This is a genomic window from Nonomuraea sp. B1E8 (genome assembly GCF_039871515.1).
In the GTDB taxonomy this organism is placed as follows: domain Bacteria; phylum Actinomycetota; class Actinomycetes; order Streptosporangiales; family Streptosporangiaceae; genus Nonomuraea.
This window is the reverse complement of sequence record NZ_JBDPLS010000019.1, coordinates 16,005-35,820: the sequence shown is the minus strand read 5'-3', so window position 1 is coordinate 35,820 and position 19,816 is coordinate 16,005. Positions and strand designations below refer to the sequence as shown.

The 19,816-nt window shown below is 73.0% G+C and carries 16 protein-coding genes; 3 read left to right on the top strand and 13 right to left on the bottom strand.

What is annotated here, in order from left to right:
• Window positions 1-181: 181 nt before the first annotated feature.
• The 5 genes from ABGA98_RS40820 to ABGA98_RS40800 all read right to left on the bottom strand — a co-directional run bounded on the left by ABGA98_RS40820 (window position 182) and on the right by ABGA98_RS40800 (window position 4,763).
• Entirely contained in the window at window positions 182-619 is a 438-nt protein-coding gene (locus tag ABGA98_RS40820; protein WP_347623844.1) for an anthrone oxygenase family protein, read from the bottom strand.
• A 142-nt stretch (window positions 620-761) separates the two neighbouring features.
• Window positions 762-2,021 carry an FAD-dependent oxidoreductase gene (locus ABGA98_RS40815; RefSeq protein ID WP_347623843.1) on the bottom strand — a complete coding sequence of 420 codons (1,260 nt, stop codon included), beginning with the start codon at window positions 2,019-2,021 and terminating at the stop codon, window positions 762-764.
• A 108-nt stretch (window positions 2,022-2,129) separates the two neighbouring features.
• On the bottom strand, window positions 2,130-3,671 hold the full coding sequence (locus tag ABGA98_RS40810) for a helix-turn-helix domain-containing protein (protein WP_347623842.1): 1,542 nt from the start codon (window positions 3,669-3,671) through the stop codon (window positions 2,130-2,132).
• A 21-nt stretch (window positions 3,672-3,692) separates the two neighbouring features.
• Entirely contained in the window at window positions 3,693-4,499 is an 807-nt protein-coding gene (locus tag ABGA98_RS40805) for a rod shape-determining protein (protein WP_347623841.1), read from the bottom strand.
• 123 nt (window positions 4,500-4,622) lie between these two features.
• Window positions 4,623-4,763, bottom strand: coding sequence for a hypothetical protein (locus ABGA98_RS40800; protein ID WP_347623840.1), 141 nt, complete (start codon window positions 4,761-4,763; stop codon window positions 4,623-4,625).
• Window positions 4,764-4,864: 101 nt separating this feature from the next.
• Between ABGA98_RS40800 and ABGA98_RS40795 the strand changes: the two genes are divergently transcribed.
• Window positions 4,865-5,197 (top strand): cupin domain-containing protein, encoded by a 333-nt coding sequence (locus tag ABGA98_RS40795; protein ID WP_347623839.1) that lies wholly within the window; start codon window positions 4,865-4,867, stop codon window positions 5,195-5,197.
• Window positions 5,198-5,527: 330 nt separating this feature from the next.
• Window positions 5,528-10,318 carry a GH92 family glycosyl hydrolase gene (locus ABGA98_RS40790; protein WP_347623838.1) on the top strand — a complete coding sequence of 1,597 codons (4,791 nt, stop codon included), beginning with the start codon at window positions 5,528-5,530 and terminating at the stop codon, window positions 10,316-10,318.
• A 15-nt stretch (window positions 10,319-10,333) separates the two neighbouring features.
• On the opposite strand, the gene ABGA98_RS40785 is transcribed toward ABGA98_RS40790, so the two are convergent.
• From ABGA98_RS40785 to ABGA98_RS40760, 6 genes are all read right to left on the bottom strand, one after another.
• Window positions 10,334-10,720 (bottom strand): DoxX family protein, encoded by a 387-nt coding sequence (locus ABGA98_RS40785; protein WP_347623837.1) that lies wholly within the window; start codon window positions 10,718-10,720, stop codon window positions 10,334-10,336.
• A gap of 171 nt (window positions 10,721-10,891) precedes the next feature.
• Window positions 10,892-12,001, bottom strand: a complete 1,110-nt coding sequence (locus ABGA98_RS40780) for a Gfo/Idh/MocA family oxidoreductase (protein ID WP_347623836.1) — start codon at window positions 11,999-12,001, stop codon at window positions 10,892-10,894.
• Window positions 11,998-12,786, bottom strand: coding sequence for a ThuA domain-containing protein (locus ABGA98_RS40775; RefSeq protein WP_347623835.1), 789 nt, complete (start codon window positions 12,784-12,786; stop codon window positions 11,998-12,000). The genes ABGA98_RS40780 and ABGA98_RS40775 overlap by 4 nt, the downstream gene beginning before the upstream one ends.
• Window positions 12,787-12,804: 18 nt before the next feature.
• On the bottom strand, window positions 12,805-13,332 hold the full coding sequence (locus ABGA98_RS40770) for a hypothetical protein (protein ID WP_347623834.1): 528 nt from the start codon (window positions 13,330-13,332) through the stop codon (window positions 12,805-12,807).
• Window positions 13,329-17,768 carry an amidoligase family protein gene (locus ABGA98_RS40765; RefSeq protein ID WP_347623833.1) on the bottom strand — a complete coding sequence of 1,480 codons (4,440 nt, stop codon included), beginning with the start codon at window positions 17,766-17,768 and terminating at the stop codon, window positions 13,329-13,331. The genes ABGA98_RS40770 and ABGA98_RS40765 overlap by 4 nt, the downstream gene beginning before the upstream one ends.
• A gap of 43 nt (window positions 17,769-17,811) precedes the next feature.
• Window positions 17,812-18,225 (bottom strand): YbaB/EbfC family nucleoid-associated protein, encoded by a 414-nt coding sequence (locus ABGA98_RS40760; RefSeq protein WP_347623832.1) that lies wholly within the window; start codon window positions 18,223-18,225, stop codon window positions 17,812-17,814.
• Between the two features lie 112 nt (window positions 18,226-18,337).
• Here ABGA98_RS40760 and ABGA98_RS40755 point away from each other — a divergent pair, with 112 nt between their 5' ends.
• Window positions 18,338-18,646: a hypothetical protein gene (locus tag ABGA98_RS40755; RefSeq protein ID WP_347623831.1), complete on the top strand. Its 309-nt coding sequence runs from the start codon at window positions 18,338-18,340 to the stop codon at window positions 18,644-18,646.
• A gap of 47 nt (window positions 18,647-18,693) precedes the next feature.
• On the opposite strand, the gene ABGA98_RS40750 is transcribed toward ABGA98_RS40755, so the two are convergent.
• Both ABGA98_RS40750 and rfbB read right to left on the bottom strand, forming a co-directional pair.
• Window positions 18,694-18,900, bottom strand: coding sequence for an NAD(P)H-binding protein (locus tag ABGA98_RS40750; RefSeq protein ID WP_347623830.1), 207 nt, complete (start codon window positions 18,898-18,900; stop codon window positions 18,694-18,696).
• Window positions 18,873-19,811 (bottom strand): dTDP-glucose 4,6-dehydratase, encoded by a 939-nt coding sequence (gene rfbB, locus ABGA98_RS40745; RefSeq protein ID WP_347623829.1) that lies wholly within the window; start codon window positions 19,809-19,811, stop codon window positions 18,873-18,875. The genes ABGA98_RS40750 and rfbB overlap by 28 nt, the downstream gene beginning before the upstream one ends.
• Window positions 19,812-19,816 lie beyond the last annotated feature (5 nt).

Sequence of the window (19,816 nt, the reverse complement as noted above, 5' to 3'; positions counted from 1 at the left end):
ATCGATTAACTATAATGTTGTTATATGCCCGATGCAATACGGGATCGATTCCTCGGCACCCTCTTACCGTTGTCATTTTCTCCTGGCCCCGTCAGGCATTTCTCCCCGCAAGATCAGCCCAGGCTCGGATGAGCCCGGGTGGGGCGGCGCTCACCCGGGCGTTCCCACCCGCTCGGTCCCCTCAGAGAGCGGTCAGGCCGACACCCATCAGGACGAGGCTCGCCACGCTCGCCACCGCGCGGAACGTGTTCCACGCGGTCCACCTGCCCGCGTAGTCCTTCCACGGCATGGTCCCCGCGTTCAGGGCGTTGTTCATCGGTACGTTGATCGCCACCGTGACGAGGAACGAACCGGCGAAGTTCACCGCGGCGGCGGCGAAGAACCAGAGGGCCGCAGGGCCGTCCGCGAGCAACCCGGCCACCAGCGCCGCCAGCGGCGATCCCAGGAACACGAGGTAGAGCCAGGGGTTGAGGATCTTACGGTTGATGCTGCGCATGGCCGCCTCCGCCTGGGCGGGGTCGATGGCGCGCAGGCCCGGCATGACGGACATGGAGAAGGTGTAGAACAGGCCCGCGAGGGCGCCGTGCAGCGCGAGTGCGACAAGGGACAGAGCCAACATGTGTTCATAGTGACGCCCGCGGCATGAGACGGTCCATGCATCGGGCGCTCGATCGTATACGCGAGCGTCCACGGCGTCACGGCCGCGACCACCGTCCCCGCCGCCGCGGGCTCCGCCCGGCCGGCGCAGCGCGCCGGACCGGTCAGCGCAGCGGGTCGAACTCGTGCAGGACGGCGGGTTGCTTGCCGGTGGTGATCTGCTCGGCCAGCAGCCGGCCCGTGATCGGGCCGTGGGTCAGGCCCCACATGCCGTGCCCGCCGGCGACGTAGATCCCCGGGCGGGCGGTCGCGCCGACGAGCGGGCGCCCGTCGGGGGTGACCGGCCGCGGGCCCACCCAGACGTCGGTGCGTTCGTCCCAGCGCACGCCGTCCAGCAGCGGGCGGGCCGAGGCGATGATCGACTCCATCCGGGCGGGGACACCCGGGGCGTCGGGGTCGCGGAACTCCATGGTTCCCGCCACGCGCAGCGCCCCCTGGTACGGCGTGCACGCCACCCGCACGTCGGGCAGGTAGATCGGGCCGGGCACCGGGCGGTCGACCGGCACGGTGAAGGAGTACCCCCGGCCGGCCTGCACGGGGACGCGGACGCCCCACTGTGAGGCCAGGCGTGGCAGCCACGCGCCGGTGGCCACCACCACCGCCTCGGCCGACACGGACGTGCCCTGGCGAGAGCTGACGGTGATCGTGCCGTTCTCGTCGCGCACGTCGGCGACCTCGAAGGCGTACACGGTGGCGCCGCGGGCCATGACCGCCGTGCCCAGGGCGTGGACGAAGCCGCCGGGGTCGACGTAGCGCTGCCCGTCGATCCGCACGCCCGCCTGCAGGGCCGCGGAGGCGAGCGGCACGTGCTCGGCGAGGCGCGCGCCCTCCAGGACGGCGTGGTCGACGGGCTGTCCCGCGTCGGCCATCCGGCGCAGCTCGCGCAGCAGGGTTTCGGCCTGTCGCGGGGTGCGGAAGGCCGCGGTGATGGGCGCGTCGACGACGGGGGCGTCCACGCCGTTGGCGGTGAGCACCTCGTACGCCTCGATGCACTCCTCGTTCAGCGGCAGGTTGGCGCGCACGGCCCGCGTCCACGACGACCACCGGGAGTTGGCGGCGAACCGGAGCAGGAACGCCCACAACTTCGGATCGACGGTGGCGGGGACGTGCAGCGGCGCCGACGGGTTCACCAGCGATTTGAGGCCGTAACGCAGGACGGAGGGCTCGTTCAGCGGGATGGCCAGGCCGGGAGCGACCCATCCCGCGTTGCCCCAGGACGCCCCGGCCGCCACGCCGCCGCGATCGACCACGTGGACCTCGACGCCGCGTTCCTGGAGGAACCACGCGGTCGACAGGCCGACGATGCCGGCGCCCACCACGATCGCCGATCGCGGCGGGTTGGTGATGCGCTCGTTGCCGGTCATGGCATGCCTCCGTACTGGACAAATACGCTCTTTCTCCCAGGATCGCGCGCGCGGGACCGTCCAGCGTTGTGCGGGGCCGACAATCGCGGCGGCCGGATTGTCCGGCCGTCACAACGGCAGGTCGTCCTCCAGGGCGGCCAGCGTGATGATCATGGCCAGGCGCTGGCGGGCGTCGTCCAGGTCGAGCGGGGTGATCTGAGCGATCTTGCGGAGCCGGTTGCGTACGGTGTTGGGGTGCACGCCGAGCCGTTCAGCGGCGACGGCGGGGTCGCCCTGGGCCTCCAGCCACGCCCGCAGCGTGGCCATGTAGTGGGTGCCGTGGCGGGCGTCGTGCCGGCGCAGAGCGCCGACCGGCCCGCGGGCGGGGGTGCGGCCGGTGCGCGCGGCGGCCCGCAGCCGCCGCAGCAGGATGTCGTCCCAGGACTCGTCGTACGCCGGCGGCGCGGCCTGAAGGGGGCCCGTCTCGTGCAGCGCCAGGCACTCGTCGGCCTCCTGCCGGCTGGCCGGCAGCTCCGCCGCCCTGGCCGGCGCCCCGATCCCGGCGAGGAGCCGCACCTGCGCGGGCAGCGCGGACCCCAGCGCGGACACCCAGGCGCGCGCCGCGCCGGCCTCCTCGCCGGGCAGGATCGTGTAGAGCGTGTTGCCCAGCAGCGTGCTGCGCCCGGGCCGCGACCAGCCGAAACCGGTGGTGGCCCGTTCGAAGGCCAGCAGCAGCGCGGCGTGCCGCTCGTTCTCGGCGTGCGCGCGGACGGCGATGACGCGCAGCGTCTCGCCGGCCAGCCCCAGCTGGCTGAGCACCGTCGCGGCGTCGGCGCTGCCCTCCAGCAGCCGGATGGCCAGGTCGGACTCCACCTGCCGCTCCAGGTCGGCGCTCGCCCGCTGGCGCAGCAGGTGCAGCGCCACCGTGCGCGCCCCGTCGCTCAGGGCGCCGAGCCGCGCCCCGGTCAGCGGGCTGCCGCAGGTCACCCAGACCGAGCCGAGCACCTCGCGGCCCGCCCGCACGGCCACCGCCATCCGCCCGCTCAGCCCGTGCTCCGGGTCCTGCTCGACGAACACCGGCTCGTCGGACGCGGCCAGCCGGTCGAACACCCCCCGGGACCTGAACAGCTCCCGCAGCCGGTCGGGAACCTGCCGCACCAGGATCGTCTCCAGCCGGGCCGGGTCGCCCGCCTGCTGGGAACGTGAGTACGCCAGCACCCGCGACAGCCGGTCCTCGATGGTGACCGCGCCGCCGACCACGTCGGCCAGGCTGTCGGCCAGGGCGAACAGGTCCGTCGGCCCGCGACCCGCCTCCGTCTCCCGCCCTTCCAGGACGAGCCCGTACACCACGCCGGCGAGCTGGCTCCACGACACGGCGGGGTCGACCAGCATCACCGCCACGCCCTCGCTCTCCCCGGCCGAGGAGGCCTCGCGGGCGGCCTCGGCGCCGGCGCGCACCATCACCACCGTGGCCCGCGCCGACACCGCCCACCGGACCGCCTCGGCCGCCGACGGGGCGCCGACCGCCAGCAGCACGTCACCCTGGAGGCGCTCGTCGGCAGGGTCCGGCATCGCCACGCTGCGCAGCTGGACCGAGCGCGTCTCGGGCCGCCCGCACAGCCGCACCCCGTATCCGCCCAGCACGTTGACCAGGCGATCGAGTCGGATCACGGGCTTACCCTGCCCCGGCGATCAGCGGCCACGCGCGGCGAGGCCGGCGGCCAGTGCGGGCTGCAGGCACAGCCGCATCAGGCCGCGTACGGTGGCGTGCTGCGGCTCGGGCGGCGTGCTGACCGGCATGCGCAGGACGGTGTCCAGGCGGTTGAGCAGCTGCGCCTGGAGGGCGCCGCCCCCGGTCACCGTCAGGCCGTGGCCGCGCGCGGCGACGCGAAGCCGGGCGGGCAGGCGGCGCAGCAGCGCGGCCGTCATGTCGACGACGCCGTCCAGCACGTACGGCAGCAGGCCCGCGCTGGTCGTGGCGCCCAGCTGGATGGCCACGGCGTCGCTGATGACGCCGTCGCGGATGGCGACGGCCTCGACGATGCCCGCGCCCACGTCGAGCAGCAGCAACGGCCGCGAGCCCGTGACGTCGAGGCCGACGCCGACGGCGGCGGCCAGGGGCTCCTCCACCAGCGTGACCCCGCACCCGGCGGCCTCGGACACCGCCGTGCGCACCGCCCTCCGGTCGCTGGGCGACGCGGCCACGGGCACGCCGACCACCACCTGCTCCATGGAGCGGTCGCCCGCCGTCTGGACGTCCCGCAGCACGAGGCGTACGAGGCGCAGGCACGCGCCCGGGTCGGCGACCATCCCGTGCCGGATCGGGCGTACCGGCTCGGCGACATCGGCGACGGGCGGGGAGGCGACGACGGCCGAGGGGCGGTCGGCGATGGCGGCCCCGCTCGACGTCAGCACTCTGGTGCGCGCGGTGCCCAGATCGAGCGCCACCCGTCCGTGGCGGGCGTGCTGGAGGGTACGGGCTGATGCGAGCTCGGCCATGGCGGTGTTCGGCTCCTTGCTTGACGCGAGAAGGAAGGAATGAGGGGTGTCCCACAGGGGGGACGGTCGCGCCGGCGGGCAGCCGGGCGCGCACGGCCGCGCGGCGCGACAGTGGGCGAAGGGTCAGACCATCGGCGGGCTGCGTGACCCCGCGGCGCGGTGCCCGAACTGCTGGGGCGCTCCGACGGCGGCCGAGCCGTGCGGCGGGGGCAGCAGCGCCAGATGGGCGGCGTCGCTCTGCCGCGCGCCGGGCTGCGCCGGCACGAGGGGTTCGCGGCCGTCGGGGAATTGTACGAAGGGCCTGCGCGGGGTGTTCCACGGTCCCGTCACACGGCCGACCATAGCCCAACTGAGACAATGGCGGCATGCAGAAAGTCTCGCTCACGGCCCTGGCCCGTCAGCAAACCGATCTGGCGGCCGGCGCCGGTGGCGGTCACACCGCCGACACCGTGTACGGCGGGCACGAGAAGGTGCTGCGCCAGACGGTCATCGGCATGAAGCAGGGCTCGCACCTCGCCGAGCACGAGAACCCGGGAGAGGCGACGGTGCAGGTGCTGCACGGCCGGGTGCGCATGTTGTCCGGCGCGGAGTCGTGGGAGGCGCGCACCGGAGACCTGCTCATCGTGCCCGACGCCCGCCACAGTCTCGAGGCGCTGGAGGACTCCGCGGTCCTGCTGACCGTCGTCAAGCGGCGCTGACCCCGGCGCGACCGATCCGCTGTCACCGGTGGGGCGCCCACCGGTGCGTTTTCCTGCGCCCGCCCGGGGTCCGCGGGGCGGCCTCTTGACAGGGGGCCCGCGATTTGAAAACTTCCTTGACAGATTGAGGCTGACAACGTTGTCATCCTCCTTCCGGCAGATCGTTGTGAGCACCCCCTGGCCATCCGGTCCATCCCGGTCCCATCCCCGTCCCGTCCCGACAAGGCACGACCCACGCAGCCGCCTTCGTGACGCTGCTCGACCGAGTCCCCGTACCGGCTGACGCACGGAAGGTACCCCCCGATGAAGCACCCTCGCCGACGATCTCTCATGACGGCGGTCTTATGCGCGGGCGTCGCCCTCGCACTCTCCGCCCCGGCCGCCGCCGCGCTGACCACCCGGTACGGCCCGGCAGGCGCCACCGCACAGAAAGGTCCAGACCCGATTCCCAATCCCGGCCCTTCGGGCACCCCGACCCCCGGCCCGTCCTCCAGCCCGCCGCCCGACCCCAGGGCGAGCGAGCCGGCTCCGTCCGCCGAGCAGGCGCGGCGAGCGGCGCAGGACGGGCAGAAGCTGGCCCAGGCGGAAGGAGCGGCCTTCGCCTCCTCCTTCGAACCCGGCGACCCCCAGCCGACCTGGACCAACACCACCGAGACCGACGCCAAGGGCGGCAGGAAGGCCGAGAACGTCTCCGGCACCCTGCCCGGCGGCATCGAGGGCAACATCTCCGACAGGATCGCCCGGATCGACGTCAGCGGCGAGTTCTTCGACGCCGGCGAGGTGAAGGAGAACCTCGCCGACACCGACGCGAGCACCAAGTGGCTGGTGGACAGCAACACAGGCTGGGCGCGGTACGAACTGTCCGAGCCGGTCGCGGTCGTGCACTACGCGCTGACCTCCGCCGACGACGTGCCCGAGCGCGACCCCCGCGACTGGCAACTCCAGGGTTCGCAGGACGGGAAGACGTGGACGACCCTGGACACCCGGACCGGCGAGACGTTCTCGGCGCGTCACCAGCGCAAGGAATACCGGTTCGCCAACACGACCGCCTACGCCCACTACCGGCTGAACGTCACCCGCGTCGGCGGCGCCCCCATGCTGCAACTGGCCGAGTGGGAGCTCTCCGACGGCCGCACCGGCGCCAGGCCGCCCAGCGACATGCGCAGCCACGTCGGCGAGGGCCCGACCCGCGGCCACACGTCCAGGCCGCGCGCGGGCTTCAGCGGCCTGCGCGCCCTCCGGTACGCGGGCGGCACGACGTCGGGCAAGGGAGGCCACTCCACCAACAAGGTGTTCGAGGTGGACATCCCGGTCACCTCCCGGATGGAGCTGTCCTACCTGGTCTTCCCCGAGTTCACCTCGGCCCACCTGCGCTACCCCAGCACGTACGTCTCCGTGGACCTGGCCTTCAGCGACGGCACCTACCTCAGCGACCTGGAGGCCGTCGACCAGCACGGGGTCCGGCTGGCGCCCCGGGAGCAGGGCGAGTCCAAGACTCTCTACGCCGACCAGTGGAACTTCAAGCGCGCCGAGATCGGCAACGTGGCCAGGGGCAAGCGGATCAGCCGCATCCTGGTGGCCTACGACAGCCCCGTGGGCGAGGCCGGGTTCCGCGGCTGGGTGGACGACATCAAGATCGTCAAGGAGCGGAAGCGGCAGCCGTACGAGGGCCGTGACGGGCGCGACGGGCAGCGGCCCTCGCAGTACGCGGTGACCACCCGCGGCACCCACTCCACGGGCGGGTTCTCGCGGGGCAACAACTTCCCGGCCACGGCCGTGCCGCACGGGTTCAACTTCTGGACGCCGATGACGGACGCCTCCTCGACGCGGTGGCTCTACGAATACCACCGGGCCGGCAACGCGGCGAACCTGCCCGAGATCCAGGCGTTCACCGCCAGCCACGAGCCCAGCCCGTGGATGGGCGACCGGCAGACGTTCCAGTTCATGCCGTCGGCGGCCGAAGGGGCGCCCGACCCGGCGAGGACCGCCCGCGCGCTGCCCTTCCGCCACGAGCGGGAGGTCGCCCAGCCGCACCTGTACGCGGTCACGTTCGACAACGGCCTCAAGACGGAGATCGCGCCGGCCGACCACGCGGCGCTGGCCCGGTTCACGTTCCCCGGCTCGTCGGCCAAGCTGATCTTCGACAACGTGAACGACAGCGGCGGCCTGACCCTCGACGTGTCCGGCGGCGTGGTCACCGGCTATTCCGACGTGCGCAGCGACCTGTCCACCGGGGCGACGCGCATGTTCTACTACGCCACCTTCGACCGCCCGGTCACCGGCGGCGGCAGGCTGACCGGCCAGGGACGCGACAACGTGCTGGGCTATCTCGCGTTCGACGCGGGAGAGACCCGCACGGTGACCATGCGGATCGCGTCCTCGCTGATCAGCGTCGAGCAGGCCAGGAAGAACCTGGAGCTGGAGATCGGCGCCTCCGACACACTGGAGCAGGTCAGCGAGCGGGCGCGGAAGGCGTGGGACGCCAAGCTCGGCGTCATCGAGGTCGAGGGCGCGAGCCACGACCAGCTCGTCACGCTGTACTCCAACCTCTACCGGCTGTTCCTCTATCCCAACTCCGGCTACGAGAACACCGGCACCGCGGACGCCCCGGTGTACCGGCACGCCGTGCAGTCGGCCACCGAGACCCCGCCCAGCACGCCCACCGAGACCGGGGCGAAGGTGGCGGACGGCAAGGTGTACGTCAACAACGGCTTCTGGGACACCTACCGCACCACCTGGCCCGCGTACGCGCTGCTCACGCCGAAGGCGGCCGGGGAGATGGTGGACGGGTTCGTGCGGCAGTACGAGGACGGCGGCTGGATCGCGCGCTGGTCATCGCCGGGCTACGCCGACCTGATGGTCGGCACCAGCTCCGACGTCGCCTTCGCCGACGCCCACCTGAAGGGGATCACCGGGTTCGACGCCGAGACCGCCTACGAGGCGGCGCTCAAGAACGCCACGGTCACCCCGCCCACCCGCCACGTGGGCCGCAAGGGCCTGTCGACCTCCGTCTTCCTCGGCTACACGAGCACGGAGTCGACGGGTGAGGCCATGTCGTGGGCCATGGACGGCTACATCAACGACTTCGGCATCGCGAACATGGCCAGGTCGCTGGCCGAACGGTCGAAGGGCGCGAAGCGCGCCCGCTACCTGGAGGAGTACGAGTACTTCAGGAACCGGGCGCTCAACTACGTGCACATGTTCGACCCGGCGGTCCGCTTCTTCCAGGGCAGGAGCGCCGACGGGTCGTTCCGGCTCAAGCCGGACGCGTACGACCCGCGCGAGTGGGGCCACGACTACACCGAGACGAACGGCTGGAACATGGCCTTCCACGTGCCGCAGGACGGCCGCGGCCTGGCCAACCTGTACGGCGGCGCGGACAAGCTGGCCGCCAAGCTCGACGCGTTCTTCGACGACCAGGAGACCGCGCTGTTCCCGGGCTCGTACAACGGGATCATCCACGAGATGCGCGAGGCCCGCGACATCCGGATGGGCCAGTACGGGCACAGCAACCAGCCCTCGCACCACATCGCCTACATGTACGACTACGCGGGACAACCGTGGAAGACCCAGGCCAAGGTGCGCGAGGCGCTCTCGCGACTCTATCTGGGCAGCGAGATCGGCCAGGGCTACCCGGGCGACGAGGACAACGGGGAGATGTCGGCCTGGCAGATCTTCAGCGCCCTCGGCTTCTACCCGCTGCAGATGGGCAGCCCCTCCTACGCGATCGGCTCGCCCCTGTTCACGAAGGCGACCGTGCGCCTGGAGAACGGCGGGAAGCTGGTGATCAGGGCGCCGGGCAACAGCGCGCGCAACGTCTACGTGCAGGGGCTGAAGGTCAACGGCAAGCCGTACGGGAAGACGTACCTGCCGCACGACCTGATCGCCAAGGGCGGCGAGCTGGTGTTCGAGATGGGGCCGAAGCCTTCGCGCTGGGGCACGGGGAAGAACGCCGCCCCGCCCTCGATCACCGGCGACGACCGGGTCCCGGCGCCGCTGCACGACCTCACCGGGCCCGGGCGCGGCACGGCGTCGGCGCCCGGCGGCGCCGACGTGAGCGCGCTGTTCGACGATGACTCGGCCACCGGGGCGACGGTGCCCGAGTGGGTGCGCTATTCCTTCGACGGCGAGCGCACGGCGCGCTACTACACGCTCACGTCCGGCTCGGGCGATCCCGCCCAGGATCCGTCCAGCTGGGTCCTGGAGGGCTCGAAGGACGGCAACGCGTGGAAGTCGATCGACAAGCGGACCGGTGAAAGCTTCGCGTGGCGGTCGCAGACGCGCCCGTTCAAGATCACCAGCCCGAGCGCGTACGCCCACTACCGGATCAGGTTCACCGGCGGCACGGCGGTCTCGCTGGCCGAGGTGGAACTGCTCGCTCCCGAGCCGCCCGCCACGTCGACGCTGGTCATCGAGAGCTCCGGGGTCTTCGCCGCCCCAGGCGAGACCGTGAGGCTCTCGGCGACCGTGGCCAACCATGCCACGGAGCCCGCCCGAGGCCGGCTCACCGCCACGGGACCCGAGGGCTGGACCGTCCAGCCCGCGTCCGCCGACTTCGGGCCCGTGGCGCCGGGCGCGTCCCAGACCGTGGCGTTCGAGGTGGCGGTGCCGGCGACGGCCGGTCCCGGCAGCCACCCGATCCGGCTCGCCGCCACCTCCGACCAGGGGACCGCCGGCGAGCAGGTGGCGGTCACGCTGATCGGCGACACGGTGGAGTTCACGCCCGGCACCCCGGCCGAGGAGCCCTGGCTCCTCGACCCGGGCGGGTCCAAGCTCGACGGCGAGGTGTACGACGGGCGTGCCCGGTTCACCGACGGCGACAGCCACGCGACCTACCGGTTCGAGCTGCCCGCCCAGGTCACCGGCGGGTCGCTGACGCTGGACATCGCCAACCACTTCCTCGTGGAGGTCTCGACCGACCAGCAGACCTGGCGGACGGTGCTGCGGGAGGAGAACGACGTGCGCGACCGGTCCAACCGGGAGGAGCGCACGCTCGACCTCGCCGGCCTGCGGGGCGGGTCTCCGGGGTTCTACCTGCGCATCGGCGACAGCCGGCCGGATGACGGCTGGGGGTCCTGGCTGGCCAGGGTACGCCTGGAACTGGACCGTACGCAGGCCTGACGGGTGAAGCGGCGGTCACCCGGCCGGGGACAGGACGAGAGCCGGGTCCAGGGCCAGGGTGGCCGCCGCGAGCCCGAGGAACACCATCGCCAGGTAGAACTGCGGCGCGTGGTCGCGGACGCGGAGATGGGCGAAGAGAGCGCAGACGAAGTAGAGCACGAGCCCGGCGGCGGCGGCCGTCCCGGCGAGCGGCACACCGAGCAGGCCGAGCGCCAGCCCGAGCGCGCCGAGCACCTTCAGCGCGCCGATCGGCCAGACCAGCCAGGACTCCGGCACGCCGGTCCGGTCGAGCGCGGGGCCCAGCGTGCGCATGATCGGTTTGAGCCGGGTCATGGCCGCGAGCCCGGAGAAGGTGTTGGCGGCGATGGTCGCCACGGCGGTGACGACGTAGGCGGTAGACATGGGCGCTCCTGGCGGATCGACGGGGCAGGCGGTGACCGCCTCGGCAACCAAGAGGGCCGGCGTGCCCGGAGTGTGACATCTCCTCGTCAGCTTCTTGACGATCACCGCCCCTGGTCCCACACGGTGGGAAATCGATTTCACCTGCGGAGATGCCGGCAGATGAGGCTCCGCTCACGCGCCTGGGCGTTCCGCGCTGGGCCCTGTCAGCCGGGAGGCGGTCTCCAGCCGGGCGCGGATCTCCTCGCGTACGGGAAGGGCCAGCGCGTCCCGGTGGGCCTGTTCGAGCAGCGCCCCGATGTGCACCCGCGCGCCCGACTCCGCCGAGCGCACCGCCGCCTCCACCATGGCCAGGGAGCGGATGTTGCGGGCGATCGATCCCGACGGCTCCACGCCCGTACGCAGTGCCGTGAGGAACTCCGCCAGCGCCCCGGCGATCTCCTCGTGCGTGCCCGCCGGCACCTCCGACGCGCCGCCGGTGCTGGAGGTGACGCGGTCCTCGCCGTCCCAGGTCACGGTGCCTCCGGGGCCGGAGGCCCGCCACCGGCCGTTCCAGGGCGTCTCCAGCCCCTCCGCGACCCAGGAGCCGGTGAAGACGTAGCGGGTGCCGCCCTCGAACAGGAACGTCGCGGTCGCCGCCGCGTCCCCGCGGTACCAGCTCCATGCCGGGTTCCAGCTCTCGCACACGACCGAGATCGGCTCCGCGCCGAGCAGGTGGCGGGCCGCGTCGAAGGCGTGGATCGCCATGTCCACCAGCAGCGGCTGCTCCATGACGTCGCGGAAGCCCCCGAAGCGCTCGCCGCGGTAGAAGCCGGTGGTCAGCAGCCCGGGCGTGCCGAGCTCGGCGATGCGGCGACGGTATTCCTCCAGGGCGGCGTAGTAGCGGCGGGACTGGCTGATCATCAGCAGCCGGCCGGTCGCCTCGGCGGCGGCGACCTGGACGACCGCCTCGGCCAGGGTCGGCGCGGCCGGCTTCTCGCACAGGACCGGGAGCCCGGCGAAGAGCGCCTCGATGTTCACCTCGTTGTGGGCCGCCGGGACGGTGACGTTCACGACGGCGTCGGGCGCGGTGTCCGCGAGCAGGTCGCCGAGCGAGGCGCCGACCTTGGCGTCGGCGCCGGTGGCGCGTACGGCGGCCCGCGCCCGATCGACGTCGAGGTCGGCCACCCCGACGAGGTCGACGTCGCGGGACGCGGTCAGGGTGCGCATCCAGACCAGGCCCATCGCGCCCGCTCCGACCTGGACCACGCGGAGCGGCCGCGCCCGGCCGGCGGCGGCGCTCACTCCGTGGCCCCCTTGCCGGGCGTCGCGCCGCGGTGATCCTGGCCGGCGCCGAAGTCGCCCGTCTCCTGCCGGAGCGAGGCCGGCAGGTCGCGCCGTGGCGGGTCGGCGGCCACCCACTCGACTCCGTTGGCGATGACGTGCAGCACGTCCGGGTGGTGGTACACCGGGTAGTCCTGGTCGCCGGGGCTGAAGTAGAAGATCTTGCCGTTGCCGCGCCGGAAGGTGCAGCCGCTGCGGAACACCTCGCCGCCGGTGAACGAGCTGATGAAGATCAGCTCGTCGGGTGCCGGGATGTCGAACTGCTCGCCGTACATCTCCTGGGCGGGGATCTCGATGGGGTGGGGGATGCCGCGGGCGATGGGATGCGACGGGTTCACCGTCCAGACCAGCTCGCGGTCGTTCGCGCTGCGCCAGCGCAGCGTGCACGTGGTGCCCATGAGCCTGGTGAAGATCTTCGAGTAGTGGCCGGAGTGCAGCACCACCAGCCCCATGCCCGCCAGGACGTGCCGGTGCACCCGGTCGACCACCTCGTCCGACACCTCGCCGTGCGCGGCGTGGCCCCACCAGGTGAGGACGTCGGTGCCGGCGAGCACCTCCTCGGTCAGCCCGTGCTCGGGGTCGTCGAGCGTGGCCGTGGTGACGGTCGCCCGCTCCCCCAGCCAGTGCTCGATGCCGCGGCGGACGGCGTTGTGCATGCCGTCGGGATAGATCTCGGCCACGCTGGGTTCGGTCTGTTCATGCCGGTTCTCGCCCCACACCAGGACGGTGACGGATCGAGCGTTCAAGGGCGTTCCTTTCGTGGTTCATGTGACCGCGCGGCTGACGGTGATCACGCCGGCGGTGTGCAGGCTGGTCAGCAGGGCCCAGTCGTCGGCCGGGTCGAGCCAGATCTGGAGGTCCGCGGGCCCTCGCGGCCTGGGCAGCGGGCCGGCGGGCTCGTAGAAGGTCGCGACCAGCACCAGGGGGACCGGCGCCTCCCACCGGGCGGGTGCCGGGGGTTCGTGCCGCCCGCCGAGGATCACGGCGCGTTCCGCGTCGCCGCAGGCGTCGAGCCGGGCTCCGGCCGCGAGCCGGGCCTGCAGCCTGACCTGCAGGTCCATGGCGAGGCGAACGCGTGCCGTCGCGCGCTCGCCGGCGGTGGCGAGCGCGGCGTAGCCGGGGGCGAGCAGCTCGACGAGGTCGGCGGCGTCGTCGGCGTAGCCGCGGCGGGCCCCGCCCGCGTAGATCATCTCCAGGTGGTACGGCCGTCCGTCGTGCCTGACGGGAGCGGCCGGAGGCGGCTCCGCCGCCGAGCCGTTACGGACGATCACGACGTTGTCCCGTTCCCTCATGAGCCAGGCACCCAGCGCGTGGCGGCGAACAGGGCCGTGAGCTGCTCCTTGTCGGCGGCCCGCCAGAAGAGCTCGTCCATCAGCATACGGAAGGAGCGGCTTCCCCGCTCCGTGACGTCCAGCGCGGGATCCTGCGCGAGAAGCGCGGCGTGGGCGCCCAGGTGGTCGCGCCGGTCGCCGTTCGGCGGATGGCCCAGCGTCGCGGTGCGGAACGCCGCCTCGACCAGCGCCAGCGACACCTTGACCTGTGACTGGATCACGGCGGGGTCGAGCGAACCGTCCCACAGCCGCAGCTCGATGTGGTCCTTCGCGGTGCCGCGCATCGCCTCCATGTTCAACGCCAGCTCCTGGCCCGTGTTGGCGTGCCGTACCGGATCGATCTGCTGGTAGCCCGCGGCGGGCAGGTCGTTGGGCCGGCAGTAGGCGAGACCCCGGTGACCGGCCCGCTCCGGGTTCTGCGCGAGCCGGAACAGGGTGTCGGCGTGATGGTCCGCGTAGCGCAGCACGGCGGCGTAGTTCTCCACGATGTGGTCGTAGTCGTGGGTGCTCACGTGGACGTGCCCGCCGGTCGAAGGGCTCGCCGTGCCGCCGTGCGACCGGATGATCTCGCAGGCGACGCGGAGGTTCTCCCACGTCGCGGGCTCGTCGTACAGGATGGGCGAGACCAGCTCGCCCGCGACCGTGCCGTCCCTTTCCAGGCTCCACAGCCCGCGCCCGCCGTTCCTGCCCGAACGGTAGCCCTCCCCGTGCATGGTGTGGCGGCTGTGCACCTGGGCGTCGCCGGTCAGGCCGGCCTCGCGCAGGGAGCGGGCGATCGCCTCCAGCCTCCTGACGTCGGTACGGTCCGGCAGGTCGAACTCCAGCTCCAGCCCGAACCCCCGCCCGCCGTCACGGTCCGCGAGGGAGGCGGTGGCGTTCTCCGACATGTACGGGATCACCGCCTCCCCCGCGACCGCGCGCTCCATCGCCCGATCGTAGGCACGGCGGAACGCGCCGACGTCCCTCGTGAACGACACCTCCGGCCGCTCCGGCCAGCGCCTCCACGCCTGGACGCGGGAGTCCAGCGAGGCGACCCGCTCCTGCTCCGCCACGGCCAGCGGATCGGGCCCGGCGAGCAGGGACAGCGAGCGGCGCAGGGGGGAATGGGCACTCCGGTACGCCTTCTGCGCCCGCGCGTGTTCCCGGGCCGCGGCCTGCCTGGCCTCCTGGACGGCGGAGGGCGAGAGATCGTGCAGGCCCGGGGGCACGTTCCGCGGCTCCGGCGGCGGGCCCTCCGGGGCACGGCCGGCGTGCGGGGTCAGAGCGTCGATCACCTGCCGCCGATCGACCGGCCCGAACAGGTCGAACCCGGCCTGCTGGACGTCGGCCGCCCTGCGCGCCAGCCGTTCCACGGACTGGCCGAGACCCGCCTCCGTGGCCAGCCGGCGCAGGGGGTCGAACATCCACAGCCGGGACGGCGCCTCGGAGCGGGTGAGCTCGGCCAGCCGCGCCAGGGACCGCGCCTCGTCGTCGCGCGGGCGCGGGAAACCGTGCTCCGCCGCGATCCGCAGACCGTCCCAGCGGTACGGGTCCCGCGCCCGGTGCGCGGCGAGCAGGCCGACGAGCTCCCGGACGTCGGCCGCCCGCGTGAGGCCGGCGCCGTACGCCTGCGCCTCCTCGGCCAGGCGGACGAGGTGCCCGACGGAGCGTCCCAGCCCCACGTCCTCGGCCAGCCTCTCCAGCGGAGGACCGGCGCGTTCCCTGCCGGGGCCCGGCGGCGCGGCGATCTCGTCCAGGTGCGCGAGCAGCCGGGCCGTCGCCTCGCCGGGATCGGTCATGGCGTGCCTCTCGGCGAGCAGCACGCCGTTCCACAGGTAGGGGTCCTCGTGCCAGAACCGCTCCATGCCCCGGCGGAAGGCTGCGGCCCCGCTCGTCCCGGCGGGGAAACAGCCGTTCTCCTGGGCCGCCCTGACGACCGGCAGCACCTCGGCGACCCGGCCGGCGCCAGGCCCCACGTGCCCGTCGAGCAGGGGCCTGACGAGGTCCCTCGCGCCGCTCTGGGTGAGCCGCTCCCCCATCATGCCGACCATGAGCCCGACCGCGCGCGCCTGCGCGGCGGTGACGTCCCGCAGGCCGAACAGGTGCCGGTGACGGTATCCCGTCCAGCGGAAGGAGTCCGCCGCCATGGTCGCCCGGAGACTGTCCACCAGCGCCGCGCGGCCGGCGGCCCCGTCCGGGGCCATCGCGAACCGCTCGGCGTCGTTGTAGAGATCGACCAGAGCGTCGATGTCGCGGTGCAGGCCGAGCTCGGCCGCCAGCCGGTGCACGGCCCGCCCCGCCGCCGGCTCGCCGGAGATCCGGCTCATCCGCGCCAGCGCCCACGCCGTCGTCTCGCTGTCGTTGACGACGCCCAGTTCCCGTCTCAGACGACGGCCCTCGGCCAGGAGCTCCGCATCTGGGACGGGCCGCCGGGCATCCCCGCTGTCAGGCGACCAGCCATCGCGCGCAGGCCGCCGGGCGTCCCCGCTGTCAGGCGTCCAGCGGTGCACCATCGCCGCGGCCTCGGCGAAGTTCCGCGGCCGGGGGTCCGCGACCGTCGGGACGTCTCCGGTCGCCTGACGAGCGCCCACGGGGTCCACCGGGTCCAGGACCGGCACCGTCCCCTCATGGGGCGTCCACGTCAGCTTCGAGGCCCGCGTTCCGGCGTCCGGCGGCGTGTTGTGGTCGCGTGGCTGCCGGACGACAGGGCCGGGCGAGTCGCCGCCTGGCCCGCTCCGGCCGCCCGGCGCCGGTTCACTCGACATCGCGGGCCGCTCTTCGCCGGACCCTGGGGGCCGCTGGTGCCCGAGGTCGCCATCCACAGACCGCTGATGGGCCGGGAGGTCCACGGGCCGCTGGTGGACCGGGAGGTCCACGGGCCGCTGGTGGACCGGAGCGTCCGCCAGAGGGACGGGGGCGTCCGCGGGCCGCTGGTGGGCCGGGGCGGTATCCGCGGGTTCGTGATCGTCGTCGTGGTGCCGTTCGGCCGTGGCTTCTGGGGGCGCGTTGATCGTAGGGATGTTGGCCGGGAGCAGCGAGTCACGGGGGAGCTCACCCGGACGCGCCACCTCGGACCGCGGCGGTCCGGCCGGGGTCTGCTCGGCCGGGTGGCTCTGGGCCGGCCGTACGGGAACTCCGCCCTGCTCGGCGCTGGACAGGGGCGTGTCGTGACGCCGGGTGACCTCGCCCACGATCGTCTCGCCCTGGTGCGGCGGGGCAAGAGTGCCGCCCGGTTCAGAGGTCCGCCGGTTGATCAGCGCGCCGACGTCACCGTGGCGTTCGGGCCGGGGCTGGTGCACCGGGGTCGGGGAGTCGGCGACCGGTGCGCCGGCGCCCGCGTCACCAGTGCCCGACGTGCCCGTGGCCGAGCTGCCGGCGGACCCGTAACCGGTGACCGAGCTGCCGGCGGACGCGTTGACCGTGGCCGAGGTTCCGGTGACTGGGGGGTCGCCGAGTTGGGCGACCGCCTGCATCGGGGTGTAGCTCACCCTCGCCGCGGGCGGGACGTCGAGGCCTCCGGAGACGCCGGCGATGAGGGCAAAGGCCAGGTGCGAGGTGTCGAGCTGCCCGCTGAGCGCCAGTCCGGGGACGGCGCCGCCGGTGCCCGCCAGCCCGCCCAGCAGCGCCTGGCCGTACATGCTCTGCCCGTACGCCACGATCCTGTCACGCACGGCCAGCTCGGCTTCGGAGGCGAGGTACACCATGTTCCGGCTCAGCAGCCGCGAAAGCCCCGCGTTCGCGCCGGCGAACAGGGCGCCGGTCAGGGCGCCGCTGCCGGTTGACAGCGCCAGCGACGCGACGTCGAAGTCACCGGCTTCGCGGTCTCCCCAGATCTGCTGAGCCACCTGCACGCCGAGGTCGAGGCCGCCGCTGATGCCACCGAACGTCAGCATGCCGCTGAGGACGAGCCGCTTGATCGTCTGGATGCGCATCCGGGTCAGCAGCGTGTTGTGCTGGATGAGTTTGAGTACGGCCGGGCCGTTGACGTAGATCCACACCAGGAGCCTGACGATCACCGCGCCGAGCAGCGCCAGCGAGGCGTAGATCATCCATTCGGTGTGCTGCATCCGCACGCCGTGTTCGCGCAGGGCCGCGGCCTCGTCCCGCAGCGCCTGTTCCAGGAGGTCGAGCAGCGCCGGCCCGGCATCGGGGCCGGTGGCGCCCGGCTGCCCGCCGAGCGCGGTGAACGCCTGCTCGAACGCCTCCTTGGCGGGGCCCTGCCATTCCCAGCCGCGCAACATTCGTGCGACCGCGCCGGCGTCGTCGGCTCTGAGCCCGGCCAGGAGGTCGGCCAGGTGCTCCAGCGTGGTGGCCTCGGCGAGGATCCCGGGGACGTCGGCCTCCGGGACCGCCCCGCCGGTCAGCGGCTGCGCCAGCGGCTTGACGATGTCGGGCACCAGGCTGAGATCGAGCCTCATCAGGCGGTGTCATCTCTTTCGATCGACGGTTCGGGCCGGCGGGTCACGACGGCGGTCGTGGCTCCCGTCGCCCGTGTGCCCCTGGTGCGCCGGGTCGCGGCAGGAACGACTCGAAGCCCGTCTCCTCGCCGAACAGGTCATCGAGAGGGAGATCGGAGGTGAAGGGCTCCATCAGCTCCTTCATCTCGCCGGAGATCTGCCGGGTCGCCTTGCCGATCTGCTCGACGATCGAGGCGGACAGCTCGGACGGCGACAGCTTGCGGTAGACGCGCGGGTCGAGGTCGATCGTCCGCACCTCGCCGCGCGGGCCGACGGTCACGGTCACCATGCCGTCCTTCGAGGTGGCCGTCGCCGACAGCAGCCGCATCCTTTCCTGCATCTGCTTGAGCTGCTCGGTCTCCTGGTTCACCTCCTGGACGAGTTCCTCCAGCAGCCGCCACGGCTCGTCCGTCGTCATCGTCCGCCCCTCACGCCCACCACACAAGCTCCATAGGTCTCGTATGTACCATCCTTTTCTGGAATATGCTGCCTGTCGACCTCGGGCGGCGCGCTCGCTAGGCTGCGACCCCGTGGAGTTCAACGGCGTCGTCGCCCACGGCCAGGGGCACCTTGACCGGCTGGCGTGCGCGGCCGGCGACCTGGCCGGCGACGTGTCCGGCGTGCACGCCGGGTTCGAGGCGTCGTGGGGCGCCGCGCGCGCTGCCCTGGGCGACGACGACTACGGCCGCGGATACCGGCGGGGGCGCGGGCAACGGCTGGACGGCATCGACGCGGGGCTCGCACTCCTGGCCACGGCGCTCAGGGAGCAGGAGACAAGCTTGCGGGAGGCGTCGAAGCACTACCAGGCCTGCGAGGACGCCAGTACGCTGCGCACCTGACCCGCTCAGGCCGCTGCGCCCAGAGACGCCTGACCCGCTCACGCCCGTCAGGCGCGTGCGCCGCAGACGCCCGGCATCTTTCCGATCAGGGCGTGGGCGATGCCGCTCCCGCCGACCGCCGCGACGACGGCGTCCTGGCCGGCCATGGCCCCGCGCACGCTCGACGGGTCGGTGGCGTCCCCCCGCACGACGGCGAGCAGGTCGCAGAAGGAGGAGCGGGGCGTCTCTATGCGGTCGTGGTCTTGTCCTTCCACCAGGACGGGTTGTCGGTGTACCAGCGCACCGTCTCGGCCAGGCCCTCGTCGAAGCCGACGCGCGGACGATAGCCGAGCGCCCGCAGCTTGGCGCCGTCCAGCGAGTAGCGGCGGTCGTGCCCCTTCCTGTCGGCCACCCGTTCCACCACGTCCCAGCCCGCGCCCACGGCGTCGAGCAGGCGCCCGGTGAGCTCCACGTTGGTGAGCCGGGTGTTGCCCGCAACGTGATAGACCTCGCCCGGCACGCCGCGCTCGGCGACGAGCCGGATGGCCCGGCAGTGGTCGTCCACGTGGATCCACTCCCGGACGTTGCCCCCGTCGCCGTAGAGGGGGAGCCTGCGGCCGGTGAGCAGGTTCGTGACGAACAGCGGGATGAGCTTCTCGGGGTACTGGCGGGGTCCGTAGGTGTTGCCGCATCTGGTGATCACTACGGGCAGCCCGTGGGTCGTCGCGTCGGCCAGGGCGATCAGGTCGCCGCCCGCCTTGGCCGCCGCGTACGGCGAGCGCGGGCGCAGCGGCGCGTCCTCACGCCACGAGCCCGACTCGATGCTGCCGTACACCTCGTCGGTGGACACGTGCACCACCTTCGGGACCCCGGCGTCGAGGCAGGCCCGCATGAGCGTCTGGACGCCGAGCACGTTGGTGCGGACGAACTCCGCCGCCCCTTCGATCGACCGGTCCACGTGCGACTCGGCCGCGAAGTTGACCACCAGGTCGTGGCCGGGCACGAGCTTGGCGAGCAGGCCGGCGTCACAGATGTCGCCCTCGACGAGGTCGCAGGCGACCCCATCCAGGTTCGCCGGGTCCGCGGCGTAGGTGAGCCGGTCGAGCACCGTGATCGTGTCCGCGTCCGTGGTACGGGCGAAGTGGGAGCCGATGAACCCGGCACCGCCGGTGACGAGGATCCTCATGGGCG